The 19435-nt window shown below is 72.2% G+C and carries 18 protein-coding genes and 1 pseudogene; 8 read left to right on the forward strand and 11 right to left on the reverse strand.

What is annotated here, in order from left to right:
• Positions 1 to 1072: pseudogene (locus KN815_RS03480) on the reverse strand (hypothetical protein); the annotation flags it as partial.
• Between the two features lie 163 nt (positions 1073 to 1235).
• Here KN815_RS03480 and KN815_RS03485 point away from each other — a divergent pair.
• The 3 genes from KN815_RS03485 (at position 1236) to KN815_RS03495 (ending at position 3858) form a co-directional block, all read left to right on the forward strand.
• Positions 1236 to 1733 carry a MarR family winged helix-turn-helix transcriptional regulator gene (locus KN815_RS03485; RefSeq protein WP_216340050.1) on the forward strand — a complete coding sequence of 166 codons (498 nt, stop codon included), beginning with the start codon at positions 1236 to 1238 and terminating at the stop codon, positions 1731 to 1733.
• Positions 1730 to 3217, forward strand: a complete 1488-nt coding sequence (locus KN815_RS03490) for an MFS transporter (protein ID WP_216340052.1) — start codon at positions 1730 to 1732, stop codon at positions 3215 to 3217. The genes KN815_RS03485 and KN815_RS03490 overlap by 4 nt, the downstream gene beginning before the upstream one ends.
• Positions 3218 to 3300: 83 nt before the next feature.
• Positions 3301 to 3858, forward strand: a complete 558-nt coding sequence (locus KN815_RS03495; protein ID WP_216340054.1) for an isochorismatase family protein — start codon at positions 3301 to 3303, stop codon at positions 3856 to 3858.
• A gap of 100 nt (positions 3859 to 3958) precedes the next feature.
• Here KN815_RS03495 and ggt read toward each other — a convergent pair whose 3' ends face one another.
• Positions 3959 to 5740, reverse strand: coding sequence for a gamma-glutamyltransferase (gene ggt, locus KN815_RS03500; RefSeq protein ID WP_216340082.1), 1782 nt, complete (start codon positions 5738 to 5740; stop codon positions 3959 to 3961).
• Positions 5741 to 6019: 279 nt separating this feature from the next.
• Between ggt and KN815_RS03505 the strand changes: the two genes are divergently transcribed.
• Positions 6020 to 6775: a hypothetical protein gene (locus tag KN815_RS03505; protein ID WP_216340055.1), complete on the forward strand. Its 756-nt coding sequence runs from the start codon at positions 6020 to 6022 to the stop codon at positions 6773 to 6775.
• Positions 6776 to 6835: 60 nt separating this feature from the next.
• Here KN815_RS03505 and KN815_RS03510 read toward each other — a convergent pair whose 3' ends face one another.
• Together KN815_RS03510 and KN815_RS03515 are read right to left on the reverse strand one after the other, a co-directional pair.
• The gene (locus tag KN815_RS03510; protein WP_216340057.1) at positions 6836 to 7588 is read right to left on the reverse strand and encodes an ABC transporter permease; all 753 of its coding nucleotides are present in this window, start codon (positions 7586 to 7588) and stop codon (positions 6836 to 6838) included.
• A gap of 119 nt (positions 7589 to 7707) precedes the next feature.
• The gene (locus tag KN815_RS03515; protein ID WP_216340059.1) at positions 7708 to 8487 is read right to left on the reverse strand and encodes an ABC transporter ATP-binding protein; all 780 of its coding nucleotides are present in this window, start codon (positions 8485 to 8487) and stop codon (positions 7708 to 7710) included.
• A 91-nt stretch (positions 8488 to 8578) separates the two neighbouring features.
• Between KN815_RS03515 and KN815_RS03520 the strand changes: the two genes are divergently transcribed.
• The 3 genes from KN815_RS03520 (at position 8579) to KN815_RS03530 (ending at position 11714) form a co-directional block, all read left to right on the forward strand.
• Positions 8579 to 9232 (forward strand): TetR/AcrR family transcriptional regulator, encoded by a 654-nt coding sequence (locus tag KN815_RS03520; protein WP_216340060.1) that lies wholly within the window; start codon positions 8579 to 8581, stop codon positions 9230 to 9232.
• Positions 9220 to 9549, forward strand: a complete 330-nt coding sequence (locus KN815_RS03525) for a DUF6204 family protein (protein WP_216340063.1) — start codon at positions 9220 to 9222, stop codon at positions 9547 to 9549. Before KN815_RS03520 ends, KN815_RS03525 begins: the two co-directional genes overlap by 13 nt.
• 548 nt (positions 9550 to 10097) lie before the next feature.
• Positions 10098 to 11714 carry a CocE/NonD family hydrolase gene (locus KN815_RS03530; protein WP_216340064.1) on the forward strand — a complete coding sequence of 539 codons (1617 nt, stop codon included), beginning with the start codon at positions 10098 to 10100 and terminating at the stop codon, positions 11712 to 11714.
• Between the two features lie 22 nt (positions 11715 to 11736).
• On the opposite strand, the gene KN815_RS03535 is transcribed toward KN815_RS03530, so the two are convergent.
• The 5 genes from KN815_RS03535 to KN815_RS03555 all read right to left on the reverse strand — a co-directional run bounded on the left by KN815_RS03535 (position 11737) and on the right by KN815_RS03555 (position 15583).
• Complete coding sequence (locus tag KN815_RS03535; RefSeq protein ID WP_216340066.1) at positions 11737 to 12621, reverse strand: amino acid ABC transporter permease; 885 nt, start codon at positions 12619 to 12621, stop codon at positions 11737 to 11739.
• Positions 12618 to 13262, reverse strand: coding sequence for an amino acid ABC transporter permease (locus KN815_RS03540; RefSeq protein WP_216340067.1), 645 nt, complete (start codon positions 13260 to 13262; stop codon positions 12618 to 12620). Before KN815_RS03540 ends, KN815_RS03535 begins: the two co-directional genes overlap by 4 nt.
• Before the next feature lie 9 nt (positions 13263 to 13271).
• Positions 13272 to 14195: a glutamate ABC transporter substrate-binding protein gene (locus KN815_RS03545; RefSeq protein ID WP_216340069.1), complete on the reverse strand. Its 924-nt coding sequence runs from the start codon at positions 14193 to 14195 to the stop codon at positions 13272 to 13274.
• A gap of 7 nt (positions 14196 to 14202) precedes the next feature.
• Positions 14203 to 14949, reverse strand: coding sequence for an amino acid ABC transporter ATP-binding protein (locus KN815_RS03550; protein ID WP_216340071.1), 747 nt, complete (start codon positions 14947 to 14949; stop codon positions 14203 to 14205).
• Between the two features lie 193 nt (positions 14950 to 15142).
• On the reverse strand, positions 15143 to 15583 hold the full coding sequence (locus KN815_RS03555) for a DUF6278 family protein (RefSeq protein WP_216340073.1): 441 nt from the start codon (positions 15581 to 15583) through the stop codon (positions 15143 to 15145).
• 185 nt (positions 15584 to 15768) lie between these two features.
• Here KN815_RS03555 and KN815_RS03560 point away from each other — a divergent pair, with 185 nt between their 5' ends.
• A complete protein-coding gene (locus KN815_RS03560; protein ID WP_216340075.1) occupies positions 15769 to 17595 on the forward strand; it encodes an SGNH/GDSL hydrolase family protein in 1827 nt (608 codons plus the stop codon).
• A gap of 84 nt (positions 17596 to 17679) precedes the next feature.
• Here the strand turns inward: KN815_RS03560 and KN815_RS03565 are convergent, their stop codons facing one another.
• Positions 17680 to 18459 (reverse strand): exodeoxyribonuclease III, encoded by a 780-nt coding sequence (locus tag KN815_RS03565; RefSeq protein WP_216340078.1) that lies wholly within the window; start codon positions 18457 to 18459, stop codon positions 17680 to 17682.
• A gap of 66 nt (positions 18460 to 18525) precedes the next feature.
• On the reverse strand, positions 18526 to 19173 hold the full coding sequence (locus KN815_RS03570) for an MBL fold metallo-hydrolase (protein ID WP_216340080.1): 648 nt from the start codon (positions 19171 to 19173) through the stop codon (positions 18526 to 18528).
• Between the last annotated feature and the right edge of the window lie 262 nt (positions 19174 to 19435).

Raw genomic sequence — 19435 nt, forward strand, 5'->3', positions numbered from 1 at the left:
GCTCCGCCGCCTCCTGGGCAAGCCGCCGCCCGTCGTCGGCTGCCTTGTCCCGCCTACGGCGTTTGCCGCCGCCCTCGCCGCCGTACGCCCCGGCGAACCGAGCACCGCGCGGGGTCGCGGGAACTTCGCTCCCACGCTCCGCCAGGGGCGGGCCAGGTGAGGACGGCGGCGACGCCGCCACACCCCCTCCTCCGGCCCCGGCAAACCGCGCCCCGCGCGGTCGAGGTCGCGCGGAAGCCACAGCAGCCGTGGGGGCGCCCACGGCGTTACCCAGTGGCGTCGCCCCCACCGTGGGGGCCACCGACCAGGGCCCCCGAGCGGACGCTGACGGCGTGGGCCGCAAGCCCTGCGCGGGCGGCTCGATAGACGCGTCCGCGCCCGGACCCACAGCGGACGCGGAGGTGCCCGGCGGCATGGGCCCCGCCGTCGGGGCCCACGGCCGGGGCGCCGGGGCGGGTGCGCTCGGCATGGGGCCCGTCGGGGCTGTTGGCCGAGGCAGTGAAGCGGGTGCGGTTGGGATGGGGCTCGGCGGCGGGGTCGGTGCGGTGACGGGGGCCCGGGCTCCGGAGGCGGGCAGGGCGGTGAGGCGGGCGTGGAGTTCTTCGGTGCGGGCCGTTGCGCGACGCCAGTCGTCGTGGGCCCAGGCCAGCTCCGCGGCGAGGCGTTCGCGGTCGGCCGTGGCCTCGGCGGTGGACAGCGCCGTCTGGAGGTCGCGTTCGCGACGGGCGGCGTTCCGTTGTTCGCGGAGCATGCCGTCCAGGCGGTCCCGGAGCGCCTCTCGGCTCCCGGGTCCGGCGTCGTGAGCCGCGACCGAGGCACGGTAGAGAGTCGCCGCCCGGGCCGCCGCCTCCTGGGCGGGCCCGGCGCCGCGCTGCGTGGAGAGGTCCTGAAGCAGGGACTGGACGACGTCCCACGGCGGCACCTCCAGGCCGTCGAGACAGGCCCTCAGCCCCTTGGGGTCGCGCAGGGCGAAGACGCCGTACCAGCCCGTCCCCGCGTCCAGCCGTCTCGTCAGCGCCCGCAGATATCTCGCGAACTCCTCGATCTCGGCCGGGAGTTGCCCGCTCGCCATGGCCTCCGCTCCCCTCCCCCTCGGGCGATGCACGGCCCAAGGCCACGCATTCGACACCCCGCGTGTTACGGAATCGGTTACGGCTGCGCTACGAGCGCTTTTCCTGCTCCGCACACGGCAGGCAAACTTGCAAGTTTAGCTGTCGAACTTCTAGGGTGAGGGCATGGCCACGCCCGACCCCCCGCCCACCGAGCCCGCCCACCGGCCAGAGACCGGCCCGCGGCCGGAGGCCGCCCCGCGGGCCGAGGAGCGCATCGCCGTCGACCTCGCCGCAGTCGTCAGCCAGCTCATGCGCCGTATGCGGGCCGCCTCCTCGCAGGGGGCGCTCACCCCCTCCCAGCGCGCGGTCATCAGCCGGCTCTACACCGAGGGGCCGACCACCACCGCCGCGCTGGCCCGCGCCGAGCTGGTGCGGCCGCAGTCGATGCGCATGATCCTGGCCGCGCTGGAGGAACAGACGCTGGTGAAGCGGGCCCCGCATCCCACCGACGGACGGCAGGTGGTCTTCTCGATCACCGATCTCGGGCGGGAGGCGATCACATCCGTACGGCAGGCCAAGCAGAGCTGGCTGCTCGACGCGATCGACACCCGTCTCGGCGCCGATGAGCGCCGCGCCCTCGCCGAGGCCACCGAACTGCTCAAGCGGCTGGTCCAGGAATGACCGACACCGCGGGCAAGCCCGCCATACCCCCGGCGACGGAGACGGGGACGGGGACGGGGGCCGCGAACCCGGTCCTGGGCAACCCCACCGGCGCCGCCGACCCCTTCGGTCCCCGGCTGATGGCCCCGCTGCTCATCGGCTCGGTCCTCAACCCCGTCAACTCCACAATGATCGCCACCGGACTGGTGGCCATCGGCCATGACTTCGGCGTCAGGGCCGCCCAGACCGCCTGGCTGGTCGCCTCCCTCTACCTCGCCAGCGCCGTGGCGCAGCCCGCGATGGGCCGGCTCGCCGATCTGCTCGGGCCGCGCCGGGTCTTCCTCTGCGGGCTGCTCGTGGTGTGCGCCGCCGGGCTCGTGGGCGCGCTGGCGCCCGCGTTCGGATGGCTGATCGCCTCGCGGGTGCTGCTCGGCATCGGTACGTCCGCGGCGTACCCCGCGGCGATGGCGCTGCTGCGCGCCCAGTCCGTCGCCACCGGACGCGAGACACCGCGCCCCGTGCTCGGACGGCTCTCGCTCGCCGCGCTCGGCAGCGCGGCGGTCGGGCCGGTGCTGGGCGGGGTGCTCACCGCGACGGCCGGATGGCGGGCGATCTTCGCGGTCAATGTGCCGCTGGCCCTCCTCGGCATCGCCCTCGCACTGCTCTGGCTTCCCAAGACCCGTATGGCGGGCGCGGGCAGCGAGGACAGCGCACAGAGCACGGACGCCGGGGCGCGGACGGCGGGCGGCGCCTTCGATCCGCTCGGGATCGCGCTGTTCACCGGCACCCTCACCACCCTCATGATCTTCCTGATGGACCTGGAACGGCCCAACTGGGCACTGCTGCCCGTCGTCCTGGTCCTCGCGGCGGCCCTCACCTGGTGGCAGTTGCGCCGCCCCCGCCCCTTCATCGATCTGCGGATGATCGGCCGCAACCGCTCCCTCGCCCTCACCTACCTCCGCCACGGCACGGCGTACCTGGTCATCTACATGGTCATGTACGGCTACGCGCAGTGGCTGGAGGAGGGGCACGGCTACTCCGCCTCCCGGGCCGGACTGATCATGCTGCCCATGTCGGGCGCGGCCGCCGTGTGCTCACTGCTCGGCGCCCGTACGAAGGGCATCTACGCACCGCTCGTCCTCGCCGCCGTGCTGCTCGCCGCGGGGAGCGGGGTGCTGCTGCTCGCCGACGAGTCCACCCCGCTTCTCGCGCTGCTGCTGGCCGCGGTCCTCTTCGGACTGCCGCAGGGGCTGTCCTCGACCGGTAACCAGGCCGCCGTCTACGCCCAGGCCCCGCCGGCGAGTGTCGGCGCGGCGGCGGGGCTCCAGCGCACCTCGCAGTACCTCGGCGCGATCACCGCCGCCGGACTGATCGGGCTCTTCTACGGACAGCGGGCGACCGCCGCCGGGCTGCACGGCATCGCCATGGTGGCGGGTGCGCTCAGCCTCGCGGTGCTGCTGCTGACCGCCACCGACCGGGCGCTGCGCGCCCGCACCCGTACCTGACCTACGACCCGCAGACCCACAGGCCCACAGGCCCACAGGCCCACAGACCTCCAGACCCGCAGACCCATCCCCCAGGAGGCACCATGCCCGCCACCACGCTCGACCCGAACACCGCCCTGGTCCTCGTCGACCTCCAGAAGGGCATCACCGGACTGCCCACCGTCCACCCCACCGCCGAGGTCATCGAGCGCGGCGCCCGGCTGGCGGCCGCGTTCCGCAAGCGCGGGCTGCCGGTCGTCCTCGTCCGGGTCGTGGCCGGGGCGCCGGGCCGCACCGAGGCTCAGCGGGGCGGCGGAGGCGGGCAGTTCCCGGCGGACTTCGCCGACCTCGTGCCGGAACTCGGCCAGGAGGACGGCGACGTCGTGGTCACCAAGCACACCTGGGGCGCCTTCCACGGCACCGACCTCGACCTCCAGTTGCGCCGCCGCGGGGTGACCCAGGTGGTGCTCGGCGGCATCGCCACCAGCATCGGCGTGGAGTCCACGGCGCGTGGCGCGTACGCGCACGGGTATCACGTGACGCTGGCGACGGACGCCATGACCGACATGGACGCCGAGGCGCACCGCAACAGCGTCGAGAAGATCTTCCCCCGGCTCGGGGAGACCGACTCCACCGACGCGATCATCGGCCTGCTGGGCTGAGCAGCCGCAGAGCCAGAGCTTGGGTCGGCGGGCTCCTGGATCGCACCAGAGCCCGCCGACCCGCCGCTCGGATCAGCGCGCCGGATGAGCGCGCTCGCAATCAGCGCGTCGGGCTGACCACCATCGCCGAACCGCCGCCCCGGCGTTCGGTCTCGGCCGCCGCCAGCCACCGTCCGCCGGACAGCCGCTGCACCCCGGTCGCCGCCCCGATCTCGGGGTTCTGCTTGAAGGAGTGGCCGAGCGCCTCCAGCTTGGCGCGCTCGGAGCCGTTCCACAGCCCCGGTTCCAGCTCCGTCTGGGCCGCGTTGCGCTGGCTGGCGCGCGGTGCGGCGATCGCGTCCACCAGCGGCATGCCCCGGTCGACGTGATTCAGCAGGGTCTGAAGCACGGTGGTGATGATGGTCGCCCCGCCCGGGGAGCCCAGCGCCAGCACCGGCTTATGACCGTCCAGCACGATCGTCGGCGACATGGACGAGCGCGGCCGCTTTCCCGGGCCCGGCAGGTTCGGGTCGTGGACGGCGGGGTCGGCGGGCGCGAAGGAGAAGTCGGTCAGCTCGTTGTTGAGCAGGAAGCCACGGTCGGGGACGGTGATCCCGCTGCCGCCGGTCTGCTCGATGGTGAGGGTGTAGGCCACCACATTGCCCCACTTGTCGGCGACCGTGAGATGCGTGGTGTTCTCGCCCTCGTACGTGGTCGGGGCGGCGTGGCCGCGGGTGTCGCAGGAGCCGGGCGCGGACGGGTTGTTCGGGTCGCCGGGCGGTACGGGGCTCTTGAGCACCGCGTCGTCCTTGATCAGGCAGGCCCGGGAGTCGGCGAACCGCTGCGAGGTGAGCCCCTTGGTGGGGACGTCCTCGGCGGCGGGGTCGCCGACCCAGCGGCCCCGGTCGGCGAAGGCGATCCGGCTGGCCTCGATATAGCGGTGCAGATACTCGAGGTCGCTGAGCTTGGAGAGGTCGGTCTTCTCCAGGATGTTGAGCGCCTCGGCGACGCTGGTCCCGCCGGAGGACGAGGGCGCCATGCCGTACACGTCCAGACCGCGGTAGGCGGTCCGGGTCGGGGCCTGCCGCTTCGTTCCGTAGGCCCGCAGGTCCTCGGCCGTCAGATCGCCCGCGCGCACCACGCGCTGCGCCTTCGGGTCGACGGGCGGCTTGCGCACGGTGTCGACGATGTCGCGGCCCAGCTCGCCCTTGTAGATCGCGCCGACGCCCTTCTTGGCCAGCAGCGCGTACGTACGGGCGAGGTCGGGGTTGCGGAAGGTCGAGCCGACCGCCGGGGGCCGGCCGCCGGGCAGGAAGAGCTTGGCGGTGGCCGGGAAGTCCTTGAAGCGGGCCTGGTTGTCGGCGGTCTGCTGGCGGAAGGTGCTGTCGACGGTGAACCCGTCGCGGGCCAGCCGCTCGGCGGGCCCGAGCACCTGCCCCAGCGAGCGGGTGCCCCAGTCCTTCAGGGCGTCGTTCCAGGTGGCGGGGGTGCCGGGGGTGCCGACGCTCAGCCCGCTGGTGACGGCGTCGGCGAACGGCAGCGGTTTGCCGTCCTTGCCGAGGAAGAGCTTCTGGTCCGCGCTGCGGGGCGCCGTCTCGCGGCCGTCGAGCGTGGAGACCGTGTGCCGCTTGGCGTTGTAGTAGACGAAGTAACCACCGCCGCCGACACCCGCCGAGTACGGCTCGGTGACGCCGAGCGCGGCGGCGGTCGCCACCGCCGCGTCCACCGCGTTGCCCCCGTGCCGCAGCACATCGATCCCGGCCGCCGAGGCGTCGGCGTCCACGCTGGAGACGGCGCCGCCGTAGCCGACGGCCACGGGTGTCTTGGCGGGAGCGGGCTTCGCGGTGTCGTCCTGATCCTGCCCGGCGGCACCGGCCGGGACGGCGCCCAGCACCGCGACCATTCCGGCCGCGGCCGCCAGCGCGGGCAGTCGGCGCCGGACGGCCGCCGCGGCGGAGACGCGAGTGGTGGACGTGGTTGACGATGCGGCTGGTCGTGCGGCGTGCCCCATCCGTGACCTCCAAGCGAAACGACAGGGAGCGGAGCCTACCCGCGAGCCTCATGCCCACGACAGGGGTAGTGGATCGCCGATCCGTCCCGCCATCCGTACAGGTGTCCGTTCCCGCGTTCGTTCACCCGTGCGCTCGAACGCGTACCCGATCGGCCGCTACGATGCGCGGCCATGACAGACACCATGCAGGACCTGATCGCCTCCGCGGCGGCCCTGATCGTGGGCCTGGCCGCCGGCTGGGCCGTGCATTCGGCGTTCGGGCGCCGCAAGCGCGCCCGCGAGCAGCGCTTCTTCGGGCTGCCGGAAGGCTCGGAGTGTGTGCTGGTCACCCACCGGGACAGCACCTCGGCCCACTGGAGCATCCCCCGCCATGACGCGCTCGCGCTGCTCGGCCTCGCGTCGATCGTGGAGAGCTGCGGGGCGCACACCGAGGTCGCCCCGCATGACACGGGGCTCCAGGGCTTCGGCGCGCGCACGGAGTTCTGCGTCGGCGATCCGACCGCGCACCGCAGGCTCGCCGCCCATATGACCAATCTACTGCCGGGCGTCACCGTGCACCCGGGGGACGACTCCGGCACGGACCGGGGGATGTTCACCATCGCCGGTACCCACTACCGCCCGGAGCCGGGCACGGTCGAGTATGTGCTGCTGGCCCGGCTGACGGCGGGCGACGACAGCCGGCCGGTCTTCCTGGCGGCCGGGCAGCGGCCGGTCACCCATCGCGCCGCCGTCCGCCACCTCGTCCGCAACCGCGCCAAGCTGGCCCGGAAGTACGGCGCCCAGGGCTCCTTCTGTCTGCTGCTGAAGGTGGTCAACTCCCAGGCGTACGGCCCGGATCTGGTGGAGCTGGTCGCGGATGTGACCAAGCCCGCGACCACTCCGGCGGGCCCGCGCGCCGCCGCGAAGGCTGCCGCGAAGGACGACTGAGCCCGGACAGGGGCGACCGAGCCCGGCCAAGGGAGACTGAGCCGACCCTGAGCCGCCGACTCAGCCGCGGACCCGGCCGAACAGGCGCGCCCCGCCCATCAGACACAGCGCCGCCAGGGCCAGGGTGACGGCCGCCCCGACGGCGACCGTGGTGTTGGCGTAGTGCCCCAGGAACACCTGGCGCACCGCGTCGACCGTGTAGCGGAACGGCACGGCGCGCGAGGCGCCCTCCAGCCATCCGGGGGCCAGGGTCATCGGCAGCAGCAGGCCGGAGAGCAGCATCAGCGGCATGGCCGCCGTGTTGGCGATGGCGGCGAACTCCGGGGATGTGCGGACGTTCATGGCCAGCCCGTAGGAGAGCGCGGACAGGGCCGCCGCGAGTACGGCCACGAACAGCAGGCCGACCAGCACACCGGGGAGCGGGGCGCGCAGCCCGAAGGCGAGACCGAGCAGCACCAGCAGCACCGACTGGGCCACGAGCTGGACGACATCGCGCAGAGTGCGGCCGAGCAGCAGCGCCAGCGGGCTGACCGGGGTGACCCGCATCCGGTCCAGAACACCGAGGTTGCGGTCCATCAGCAGTCCGAGTCCGACGTACGACCCGCCGAGCAGGGCGAGCTGGACGAGTACGCCGGGGACCAGCGTCTGCCAGGACGATCCGCTGACGCCCATGTCGAGTCCGGTGAGCAGCGGGCCGAAGAGGGCGAGCAGGAGCAGCGGCTGGAGCATCCCGAAGAAGAGATTGGTCTTCGAGCGGAGCGTCGAGCGCAGACAGCGGCCGAAGACGATGCCGGTATGGGCGAGAAGAGTCATAAGGGGCCTTGGGTTCGTCGGATGTCGTGGCCGGCACTACGGAGTGTCCGGCGGACCATGTGGGAAGGGGCGGGGAGAGGAACAGCCCGCCGCAGGCGGCAGGACCCGCCGGACACCCCTCAGATGGCGAGGGGTCGCTCGGCCGTGGACCGGCCGGTGATGGCGAGGAAGGCGTCCTGGAGGCTGGTGGCCGGATCGCCCGCGTAGCGGCGCTTGAGCTCGGCGGAGGTGCCCTCGGCGACGATCCGCCCGGCGTCCACGACCACGATCCGGTCGGCGAGCGCATCGGCCTCGTCCAGATAGTGGGTGGTGAGGAAGACCGTGGTGCCATGCTCGGCGCGGACGCGCCGCACCAGGTCCCACAGCTCGGCCCGGCTGCCGGGGTCGAGGCCGGTGGTGGGCTCGTCGAGGAAGACCACCTCGGGCCGGTTGACCAGGCCCAGCGCGATCTCCACCCGACGGCGCTGACCGCCGGACAGCGCGCCGGTCGGGCGGTCCATGAGCCCCGACAGGCCGAGTTCGGCGGCGAGTTCAGCGGCGCGCCCGGCCGCCGCGCCCCGGGACATCAGATGCAGCCGGCCCTGGGTGACCAGCTCCTCGCGTACGGAGCACGCCGGGTCCAGGCCGCCCGACTGGGCCACATAGCCGATTCGCCGCCGTACGCCCGCCGGATCGCGGAGCAGATCGCGCCCGGCGATCTCGGCCTCGCCTCCGCTGGGCGGCAGCAGGGTGGTGAGCATGCGCAGGGTCGTGGTCTTACCGGCGCCATTGGGGCCGAGGAAGCCGAGGATCTCGCCGCGGCCGACGGTCAGATCGATACCGCGGACGGCGTGCACCGGGCCGCTGCCCAGCGCGAAGGTCCGGGTGAGGCCGCGGACGCGGATGACGGATGAGGACATGCCCACGATCAGAGCACAACGCGCCCCAAACTTGCAATCGACTTAAAGATCAGAGGGAGATGCAAGTTTGCAACGGGGTACACTGGCTGCCATGAGCGAAGGACTGCGGGAACGGCACAAGCGCCGTACGCGCCGACGGATCGCGGACGTGGCCACCGGCCTGTTCCTGGAACGGGGCTTCGACCGGGTCACGGTCGCCGAGGTCGCCGAGGCCGCGGAGGTGTCCGTCAACACCGTCTACAACTACTTCCCGGCCAAGGAGGATCTGGTCCTGCCGCCCGATCAGGCATCCCCGCGGCGGCTCGCCGACATCGTGCGCGAGCGCCCGCCCGGCCGGTCCGCCGCCCAGGCGGTGCTGGACCGGCTGCGCGAGGAGGTGGCGCGCCGCGACCGCTCACTGGGGCTGACCGAGGGCTTCGGCCCGTTCTTCGCGATGATGCGGGCCGCCCCCACGCTGCTCGCCCGGCTGGAGGAGCTGGGCCACCGGATGAACGACGAACTGGCCGCCGTGCTCGCCGAGGAGACCGGCACGGCACCGGAGGATCCGCTGCCGCGCGTGGTGGCCGCCCAGATCAGCGGCTATCACTCGCTCATCTTCGGCGAGATCGGCCGACGCGTCACGGCGGGCGAGCCCCCCGACGCCATCGCCAAGGCCGTGACCGAACTCCTCGACGCCATCGAGGAGATGCTCGGCGCGCCGATGCTCGGCTACGCCGTACGGGAGGAGTGTCCGTGTTCCGAGTGACGATCCGCGGGGCCTTCGAGGAACTGGGCGAGGACGATCGCGAGGCCCTGCGCACCGCGATCGACTCCTTTCAGGTGGGCTTCACCGAGATGGGCACCTTCACCTGCGACCAGAGCCTTTCGGCATTCACCTTCCGCTGCCAGGTTCCGGCGGAGCCGGATGACGGTGAACAAGAGGCGACCGAAAGGGCCATCGCGGCTCTGACCGCCCACGGTTACCCCCATCGGATCCTGCGGGTCGGCGTGACGGACATGCGCGACATCAAGATCCGCCGCAAGAGCGGACGACGCAACCCCCGCGGGGCGGGCGCCACGTAGCCCGGGGTCCAGCCCGGGGCCTGGGGCGAAGCCCCGCCTTCCAGCCCCTCCGGCGCCTAATGAGCGGGGCCCGGGGCAGAGCCCCGCCTTCCAGCCCCTCCGGCGCTTGAGGAGCGGGGCCTGGGGCAGAGCCCCAGTTGTGGGAAGAGGCGGGGAGGGGAGCAGCCCGCCGCAGGCGTCGCGATCCGTCGGACACCCCCTGAGCACCGGGGCCGGGGCCCAGCCCGGGACCGGCACCCAGCCCGGGCGCGGAGCCGGGGGCTCATCGCAAGACCAATGCCCGGCGGCCGGTGGAGGCTTCCACTCGCGCGGAATTCCGCCCGGGCGGGGCCGGACCCTTGCGGATCCGGCCCCCGGATAGCGCCCCGGGCCGGGCCGGCCCCGGCAGCCGACCACGACCTTTATCGTTACCCAGGCGTAACTTACCGCGCTATTACCGCCGGTAAACCCCCGAGTTACCGTCAGGTCACCAGCACCGGTGCTCCCCTGCCCCCACGGCACCCCCACCAGGAGCCACAGTGACCCCTGCCCGCAAAGCCCTGCGCCCCATGACAGCCGCCGCCGTCTCGGTGGCCGTCCTGGCGGGAGCGGCCTTCGGCCTCGCCCCCTCCGTCCAGGCCGCGGCACCGGCCCCCACCACCGCCACAGCCACCACCGCCACCACCGCCACAGCCGCCTTCGCCGAATCCACCGCCTCAAGCGTCTCCATACGGTTCGTCGACATCCCCGGCGACGGCGGCGTGAAGCTGGCCGCCAACGTCGTTGCCCCCGCGGACGCCGACGCCTCCCGACGCCTGCCCCTGGTCGTCCTGCCCACCAGTTGGTCCCTGCCCCAGGTCGAATATCTCGCCCAGGCCAAGAAGCTCGCCGAAGCCGGGTATGTGGTGCTCACCTACAACACCCGCGGCTTCTGGCAGTCCGGCGGGAAGATCGAGACGGCCGGACCGCCCGATATCGCCGACGCGTCCAAAGTCATCGACTGGGCGCTGGCCAACACCCCCGCCGACCCCGGCCACATCGGCATGGCCGGGGTCTCCTACGGCGCCGGGATCAGCCTGCTCGCGGCCGGTGCCGACCCGCGGATCAAGGCCGTGGTGGCCATGAGCGGCTGGGCGGACCTGGTCGCCTCGATCTACGGCAACCGCACCCAGCATTCCCAGGCCGCCGGGCTGCTCGCCGGGGCCGGGGCGCTGACCGGCCGGCCCAGCGAGGAGTTCCAGCAGATCCTCGATGACTTCTTCTCCTCCAACCTCGCCAAGGAAAAGGATCTGATCGCCTGGGGCAAGAAGCGGTCCGCCACCACCTACCTCGACCGGATCAACGCCAATGGCGCGGCCATCATGCTGGGCAACTCCTGGGGCGACTCGATCTTCCCGCCCAACAGTTACGCCGACTTCTTCGACAAGCTCACCGGCCCCAAGCGGCTGGAGCTGCGGCCCGGCGACCACGCCACCGCCGAACTCACCGGGCTGCTCGGACTGCCCAACACCACCTGGAGCCACGCCCGGCAGTGGCTCGACCGCTACCTCAAGGGCGAGCGCAACGGCATCGACACACAAGCGCCGGTGCAACTGATGTCCCGTACGGCGCGTGGCGACGACTACGAGGGCTATCCGAGCTGGTCGGCCGTCCCCTCCGGGCAGCGCCGTATCCCACTCGCCGGCACCGAGAAGATCACCGCCAATCACGACTCCGGTGCCAACGCCGGAACGGTGCTGCTGAGCGGTGCCCTCGACCAGTTCCTGAAGGTCCCGCCGCTGGCCTCGATCCCGCTGCTGCCCCGGTCCCACGCGGCCGTCTGGCAGACCGGAGCCTCCGCGCGCGAACAGCGCGTCCGCGGCACCGTGAAGCTCCACACCACCGTGACCAGCGACCGCTCGGACGGTACGGCGGTCGCGTATCTCTACGACGTGGGCCCGCTGGGCGTCGGCAAGCTCATCACCAACGCCCCGGTCACCTTCCACGACCGCACCCCGGGCACGCCGTTCGGAGTGGACCTGGAGCTGTTCTCCACGGCGTACGACGTCCCGGCGGGCCACCGGCTGGCGCTGGTCGTCGACACCGTCGATCCGCTCTACATCGAGCACAACCCCGACGGCGCCCATCTCACGTTCTCGTCCCCGGCCGCCGACCCGTCCTACCTCACGGTCCCGGTCCGCGATTGAGGCAGCCTCCGGCCGTCCCGGCTCAGCCGCGGGTGTCCCCCGGCATCGGGGCGGCCGGTTCGGCGGCGGCGACCTCGACCTGCTGGGTCTTCACACTGCGCCGCTCCCGCTTGGCCACCCAGTTGGCGAACCACGACAGCAGCATGCACATCCCGATGTAGATGGGTGAGATCACCATGACCACCGGGATGAACGGCAGGTCGTAGTCGAGATTGGACGCGATCAGCTTTCCGGCGTGCAGAAACTCCTCGTAGGTGATGAGGAAGCCGAGCGAGGTGTCCTTCAGGGCCACCACCAATTGGCTGATGATGGCCGGAAGCATCGCCCGCACCCCCTGCGGCACCAGTACGGACGCCATGACCTGGGTCTTCCGCATGCCGAGCGAGTACGCCGCCTCGCGCTGGCCGCGATCGACCGAGTTCACCCCGGCCCGGAACACCTCGGCCAGCACCGAGCCGTTGTACAGCGTCAGCCCGGTGACGAGGGCGGGCAGCGGCTGGACCTTCAGCGCCACGAAGACGAAGAAGATCATCACCAGGACGGGCATCGCCCGGAAGAACTCCACCAGCAGCGTGGCCACCCAGCGCACCGGGCGATGCTCGGACAGCCGCCCCGCGGCGAGCACCCCGCCGAGGGCGAGCGAGAGCACCGCGGCGAGGCCGAACGCCTTGAGGGTGCCCGCGAGCCCGTTCAGCAGCAGCTCCTGGATGCCCTTGTACTCGAACGGCATCCATTTGCGGTAGGCGAACTGGCCGGTGTCGACGAGGAGATAGCTGACCCAGCCGAGCAGGGCCAGCAGCACGGCCGTCCCGGCCAGCCCGTAGATCCGGTGCCGGCGCCGGGTGTGCGGCCCGGGGACGTCGTAGAGGGCGGTGGTCGAGGGGGCGGTGGTCGAGGGGGCGGTCATCGCCGCACCCCCCAGCGCCGCTCCAGCAGGGCGAAGATCGCGCTGATGGCGAGGGTGATGATCAGATACCCGACGGCGATCCAGACGAAGGACCAGATGATGCTGTAGCCCCGTTCATTGAGGGGTTTATAGGTGCCGAGCAGTTCGGTGACGTTGAACGACCCGGCGATGGCCGAGTTCTTGGCGAGCGCGATCAGGGTCGATCCGATCGGCGGGATGACCGAGCGGAACGCCTGCGGCAGCACCACCGCGCTCAGCGTCTGGTCGAACGTCATGCCCAGGCTGCGGGCCGCCTCGCCCTGCCCCACCGGCACCGTGTTGATGCCCGCGCGCACCGCCTCGCAGATGAACGCCGAGGTGTAGCAGCCGAGTGCCAGCACCGCGAAGACGGTGAACGGCAGCACCAGACCGAAGCGCGGCAGCCCCAGCATCACCGCGAAGAACAGCAGCGTCAGCGGGGTGTTGCGGAGCACCGTCACCCAGCCGGTGCCGAAGGCACGCAGCGAGGCGACCGGCGCCACCCGGAAGGCGGCCATCAGGACGCCGAGCGCGAGGGCGAGCAGCGAGGCGTAGACGGTCAGCTCCACGGTGCCGAGGAAGCCCTTGCCGTAGAGCGCGAAGTTCTGGGTGAGCACGTCCATGGGGCGCCTTCAGCCGGTGCGGTAGCGGTCGATGGGGGGCGGCTTGGGGGCGGGCACACCGGAGAGGCCGAGGGTCGCCTCGTACGCCTTCTTCCAGTCGCCGTTGCGCTCATGGACCTGGATCGCGTCGTCCAGCGCGAAGCGCAGCGCGGTGTCCCGCTTGGGCACTCCGATGCCGTACGGCTCCTTGGAGAAGGGCCGGCCCACCACCTTCAGCTCCTCGGGGGCCTTGGCCGCGTAGCCGAGCAGGATGGTGTTGTCGGTGGTCACCGCGTCGACCTGGTAGGTGAGCAGATTGTCCACGCACACCGAGTACGTGTCGTACGCGACCGCGTGGGCCTTGGGGTAGTCGGCCTGGATGCGCTGGAGCGGGGTCGAGCCGGCCACCGAGCAGACGGTGTTGCCCGCGAGGTCGGCGGGGCCGTGGATGTCGTTCTCGTCGGTGCGCACCAGCAGCGACTGACCGGCCATGAAGTACGGCCCGGCGAAGCCGACCAGCCGTTTGCGCAGCGGATTGATGGTGTAGGTGCCGACGTAGAAGTCGATCTGGCCGCTCTGGAGCGCGGTCTCGCGGTTGGCGGAGGCGATGGTCTGGAAGCGGATGGTCTTCGGGGCGAAGCCGAGGGAGGCGGACATCATGCGGGCGATCTCGATGTCGAAACCCGAGTAGCGGCCGGTGGCCGGGTCCCGCTCGCCCAGATAGGGCTGGTCCTCCTTGACCCCGACGGTGAGATGGCCGCGGCGCTCGGCCCGGCGCCAGGTGGGCGAGGCGGGCAGCCGGAAGCCGGTCGCCACCTTGTAGGTGGGCAGCTTCTCGGCCCGGGGCCCCTTGGCGGGCGGGCTGCCCTCCTTGCCGCAGCCGGCCGTGAGCAGCAGGGCCAGGGCCGTTACGAGGGCGGCGGTCGCGCGGCGCAGCCGCCTCATGTCCGTCATCACCGGCTCAGTGCTTGAGGATCTTGGAAAGGAAGTCCTTGGCCCGCTCGCTCTCCGGGTCCCTGAAGAACTCCTCCGGCGGACGGTCCTCGACGATCCGGCCGTCGGCCATGAAGACCACCCGGTTCGCGGCGGAGCGGGCGAAGCCCATCTCATGGGTGACGACGACCATCGTCATTCCCTCCTGGGCGAGCTGGCGCATCACCTCCAGCACCTCGTTGATCATCTCCGGGTCGAGGGCGGAGGTCGGCTCGTCGAAGAGCATCACCTGCGGATCCATCGCCAGCGCGCGGGCGATGGCCACCCGCTGCTGCTGGCCGCCGGAGAGCTGGGCGGGGAACTTCCCGGCCTGGTCGGCGAGTCCCACCCGGTCCAGCAGGTCCAGGGAGCGCCGCTCGGCGTCCTGCTTGCCGCGGCGGCGGACCTTGGTCTGACCGAGCATCACATTGGCCACCACGGTCCGGTGGGCGAAGAGGTTGAACGACTGGAAGACCATGCCGACCTCGGCGCGCAGCCGCGCCAGCTCCTTGCCCTCCTCGGGCAGCGGCCGGCCGTCGACGACGATGGAGCCGGACTGGACGGTCTCCAGCCGGTTGATGGTCCGGATCAGGGTGGACTTGCCGCCGCCCGAGGGGCCGATGATCACGACCACTTCGCCGCGCCCGACGGTGAGATCGATGTCCCGCAGAACGTGCAGCGCGCCGAAGTGCTTGTTGACGCCGTGCAGCTCGATCAACGGCTCACCGACGGCCATACCCGGCCCCACCCACCTTCCGCTGTGTCCCGGTGAGCGCAAGCTATCCGGGCAACTGGGGAGCTTGGGGTACGGACACGCGTTGCTGGGCGGATACCGCCCGACAGGGCCTACGGGACCCGGACCCGGACCCCGCTCCGCAAACTCCCCCAGTTGCCGCTGGGAGGTGCCCCCTGGAGGGGCTGGATACCCCCTACGCCTCGGCGACCTCGGCGTAGCACCGGGAGAGTTCGGGGGCGCCGTCGGCGGCCCACTGCTGACCGGCCTCCACGACGTCGACCTCCCGGCCGGAGGCCAGCAGCACGACGGGCCGGCCGTTGGGCCACACCTGCCAGACCGCCCCGGGGACGGTGCGGACGATGACCGTGCCGAGGTAGAGACCGGCGTCGTTGCCGAGCCAGGGGAGCTCGTCCGGGTCGTCGCGCCAGCGCGGCGCCATCTGGTCCAGCGCCTCCAGGGAGGCTGTCGAGTCATCGAGTCCGATGCCCGCGGCCGCCGCCCGCGCGCGCAGCAGCTCGCATTCGGAGAGCAGTTGGGCGACGCCCTGGGGATCCTCCTCCTGGGCGCCCATCAGGGCCGTGCCCGAGGCGGGGCCGCGTCGCTTGCGCCAGTTGCCCAAGAAGGAGATGTTCATACCGCTCAGCGTGGCATCCGCGCCACCGGCGCACCACAGGGCGCGCGGCACGAGCTGTGACCCGATGCTTGTCGGGCGGCGCGAGACGTGACGCGTTGCTTGTCTTGACGACACCCACCGGCCTTCCTACGTTCTTCCCGCGCCTGTCGAATCACCGGTCAGGTTGGTTGCGAGAGGGGACACTTATGCGCGTCGCGAGACCCTGGACAGCCGCCGGGATCGTCGCGGGAGGCGTCACTCTCGCACTCCTCGTGCCCTCCTCCGCCGCACCGGCCAGTGCATCGGCCCAGCCGACCCGGCCGACCCAGAAGCCGCTCCCTTTGGAGCGGCTTTTCGACAACCGGGCGGTCAGCGATGACGCCCGGCCGGGTGACGCCGACTTCGACGGCGCGGGCGCCTCGCTCTCCGCACAGGATCTGCGGGCCGTCGGCTGGACCCCGGGCCGGGACATCGCCCTGGACGCGGCGCGGCTGACCTGGCCGCGGAGCGCGGGGGCACGGCCCGACAACGTGGTCGCCGATGGACAGACGGTGCGGCTGCGCGGGCGGGGCGAGGCGCTGACCTTCCTGGTGGCGAGCAGTTCACCGGACGGGCCCGGCGCCGGGGCGAGCGGTGCCGGAACGGTGCGTTACCGGGACGGGTCGAGCCGTCCGTACACGCTGAGCGCGCCGGACTGGCGGGCGGGCCCCGCCGCCACCAAGGCCGTCGGACTCCCCCATCTCAACACCGCCGCCGGGCAGCGGCAGGAGACGGCCCGGCTGTACGCGGTGACGGTGCCGGTCGAACGCGGCCGGGATATCGCGTCGGTGGTGCTGCCCAGGGATCCGGGCCCGGCGGCCGATCTCCATGTCTTCGCGGCGTCCCTGCGGCAGCCCGCGGACGGCTGGACCGGGAGCTGGGCGGCGAGCACCGCCGGATACACCAAGGTCGGGCCGTGGACCGATCAGACGCTACGGCTGGTGGTGCACACCAGCGCGGGCGGGACGAGGGCCCGGATCCGGCTGGAGAACACCTTCGCCGCATCGCCCGTGGAGATCGGCCGTGCGACGGTCGCGCTCCAGGCGAGCGGCGCGGCGGCGCAGGGCGCACCGGTGCCGCTGACCTTCGGCGGGCGGCCGGGGACCTCGGTCCCCGCGGGCGCGCAGGTGTTCGGCGATCCGGTGGACTTCCCGGTTCCGGCCGACGCCAATCTGCTGGTGAGCATCCATCTGCCGGGTCCGGTCGCGGCGGTGCCGGTGCACAGCCAGGCCACCCAGCGGTCGTATCTGAGCGCGGCGGGCAGCGGTGACCGGACCGGTGAGCCGGGTGCCGAGTCCTATACCGGCACCCTCACCACCTGGCCGTTTCTGACCGGGGTCGATGTGCGGGGCGGACCGGGTTCGGTGGTGGCGCTCGGCGACTCGATCACCGACGGCACCAAGTCCACCAGTGACGCCAACCGCCGCTGGCCCGATGTGCTCTCGCGCCGGCTGCGCGGCCAGTCCGAGATCCCGGCGTACGGCGTGCTCAACGCGGGCATCTCCGCCAACCGCGTGGTCGCCGACCGCTATCCGGGCGAGGGTGTCTCCACGGACACCGGCGGGGTCAGCGCACTGCACCGGCTGGAGCGGGATGTGCTCGCCCAGACCGGGGCCCGTACGGTCGTCGTCTTCCAGGGCATCAACGATCTGCGCCGAGGCAGCTCGGCCGAGGAGCTGATCGCGGGACTGCGGTCGCTCGCGGCGCGGATGCATGAGCGCGGGCTGCGGGTGGTCGGGGCGACCATCGCCCCCTGCGAGGGCGAGTCGCTGTGCACGGCGGACGCGGACGCGCGGCGCTCGGCCGTCAACGCCTTCCTGCGGGACAGCGGCGGGGCGTTCGACGCCGTGCTGGACTTCGACGCGGTGGTGCGGGACCCCGGGCATCCGGCGCGGATCCTGCCCGCCTATGACAGCGGGGACCATCTGCACCCGGGGGACGCGGGGTTGCGGGCGATGGCGGAGTCGATCGACCTGCGGAAGCTGGTGGGGTAAGGGGCGCTTCGGGGGCTCCCGCGTAAGGGGGCGGCTCGGGGGGCTCTCGCGTAAGGGGGCTCCCCGTACCGCACGCCCCTCGGGTCACACCTCCAGGTCGACGACGACCGGGGCGTGGTCGGAGGCGCCCTTGCCCTTGCGCTCCTCGCGGTCCACATACGCGTCGCCGACCGCCTTGGCGAACACCTCGTTGCCGTAGACCAGGTCGATCCGCATACCGCGGTTCTTGGGGAAGCCCAGCTCCCGGTAGTCCCAGTAGGTGAAGGGGCGGTCGTACTTCAGCGGCCGGGGCATCACGTCCGACAGCCCGGCCTCGCGCAGCGCCGCCAGGGCCTCGCGCTCCAGGTCGGTCACATGGGTCAGCCCGTCGAAGGCGGAGCGGTCCCAGACGTCCTCGTCGGTCGGCGCCACATTGAAGTCGCCCAGGACCGCGAAGGGGCGCTCACCGGCCGCGTCCCCGGCGACGGCCGTGCGCAGCGCCTCCAGCCAGCGCAGCTTGTAGTCGTAGTGGGGGTGGCCGATCTCCCGGCCGTTGGGCACATAGACCGACCAGAGGCGGACCGGGCCGCAGGTGGCGCCTATCGCCCGCGGCTCCTGGCCGCCGTCGTAGTCCGGGCCGCCGGGGAGGCCCACGGTGACGTCCGTGAGACCGGCCTTGGAGAGCAGCGCCACTCCGTTCCACCGCCCGGTGGCGTTGACCGCGGACTCGTAGCCCAGCTCGCGCAGCGGCTCGTACGGAAAGGCGGACTCGGCGCACTTGGTCTCCTGGACGCACAGGACGTCCGTGCCGCTGCTCTCCAGCCAGGCGAGCAGCCGGGGCAGCCGGGCGGTGATCGAATTGACGTTCCAGGTCGCGATGCGCATAGGGGACAACCTACATCCCGGGTCCGACAGCCGACCCGGCCGTCAGAGGGCGACTGGCCCCGGCCCTCAGAGGGTGAGGGAATCGCCCGGTGCCAGCCGCAGGTGCTCGGCGCCGCCCGTGCCCGGTCCGTCGGGGCCGAGCATGCGGCCGTAGACCATATGCGCGAGGTCGGACAGCAGGGCGTCATGGATGTCGACGGCCCGGCGCGGGTCGACCGCGCGGACGTAGTCGAGGACCTCGGCGAGCTTGTTCCAGGGGGCGTGCACCGGCAGCATCAGCGTGTCCACCCGCCGCCCGGCGGGCACGGTGAGCGCGTCGCCGGGGTGGAAGAGCGAGCCGTCCACCAGATAGCCCACATTGGTGATCCGGGGAATGTCGGGGTGGATGACGGCGTGGAGCTGGCCGTGCACCTCGATGTCGAATCCGGCGGCGGTGAAGGTGTCGCCCTCCCCGACGGTGTGCACCCGCCCGGGGAACGCCGCCGAGATCTGGCCGGAGACGCTGGCGAGCGTCCAGATGTGGGCGGCGGGGTTGGCGTCGAGCGCCGTGCGCAGCCGCTCCTCGTTGAAGTGGTCGAAGTGCTCGTGGGTGACCAGGATCGCGTCCGCGCCGACCGCGGCGTCCTCTTCGCTGAAGGTCCCGGGGTCGATGACGAGCGCCTGCCCGTCCTTCTCGATCCGGACGCAGGCATGGCCCTTCTTGGTGAGCTTCATGGAGATCATTGTGCTCCCGCGGGCCCGGTGGCCGTACCAAGCGCTCCGCGGGAAGTACCGCGAGGTGCGGTCGTTCATCCGCGGCTGTGTCGTGGCTGGTCGCGCCCACGCGGCGGAGCCGCACATCGACACAGCCCCGCGCCCCTTCGGGGCACGCCCGAATCGCACCGGACTTCATCGAGGCCGCTTAGCCCTCCGGGCTTGTCTCCTCGCGGATGATCCGCTGGGCCACGGCGAAGGCGGAGTTCGCGGTCGGCACCCC

The sequence above is a fragment of the Streptomyces niphimycinicus genome, assembly GCF_018883605.1.
GTDB lineage: Bacteria > Actinomycetota > Actinomycetes > Streptomycetales > Streptomycetaceae > Streptomyces > Streptomyces niphimycinicus.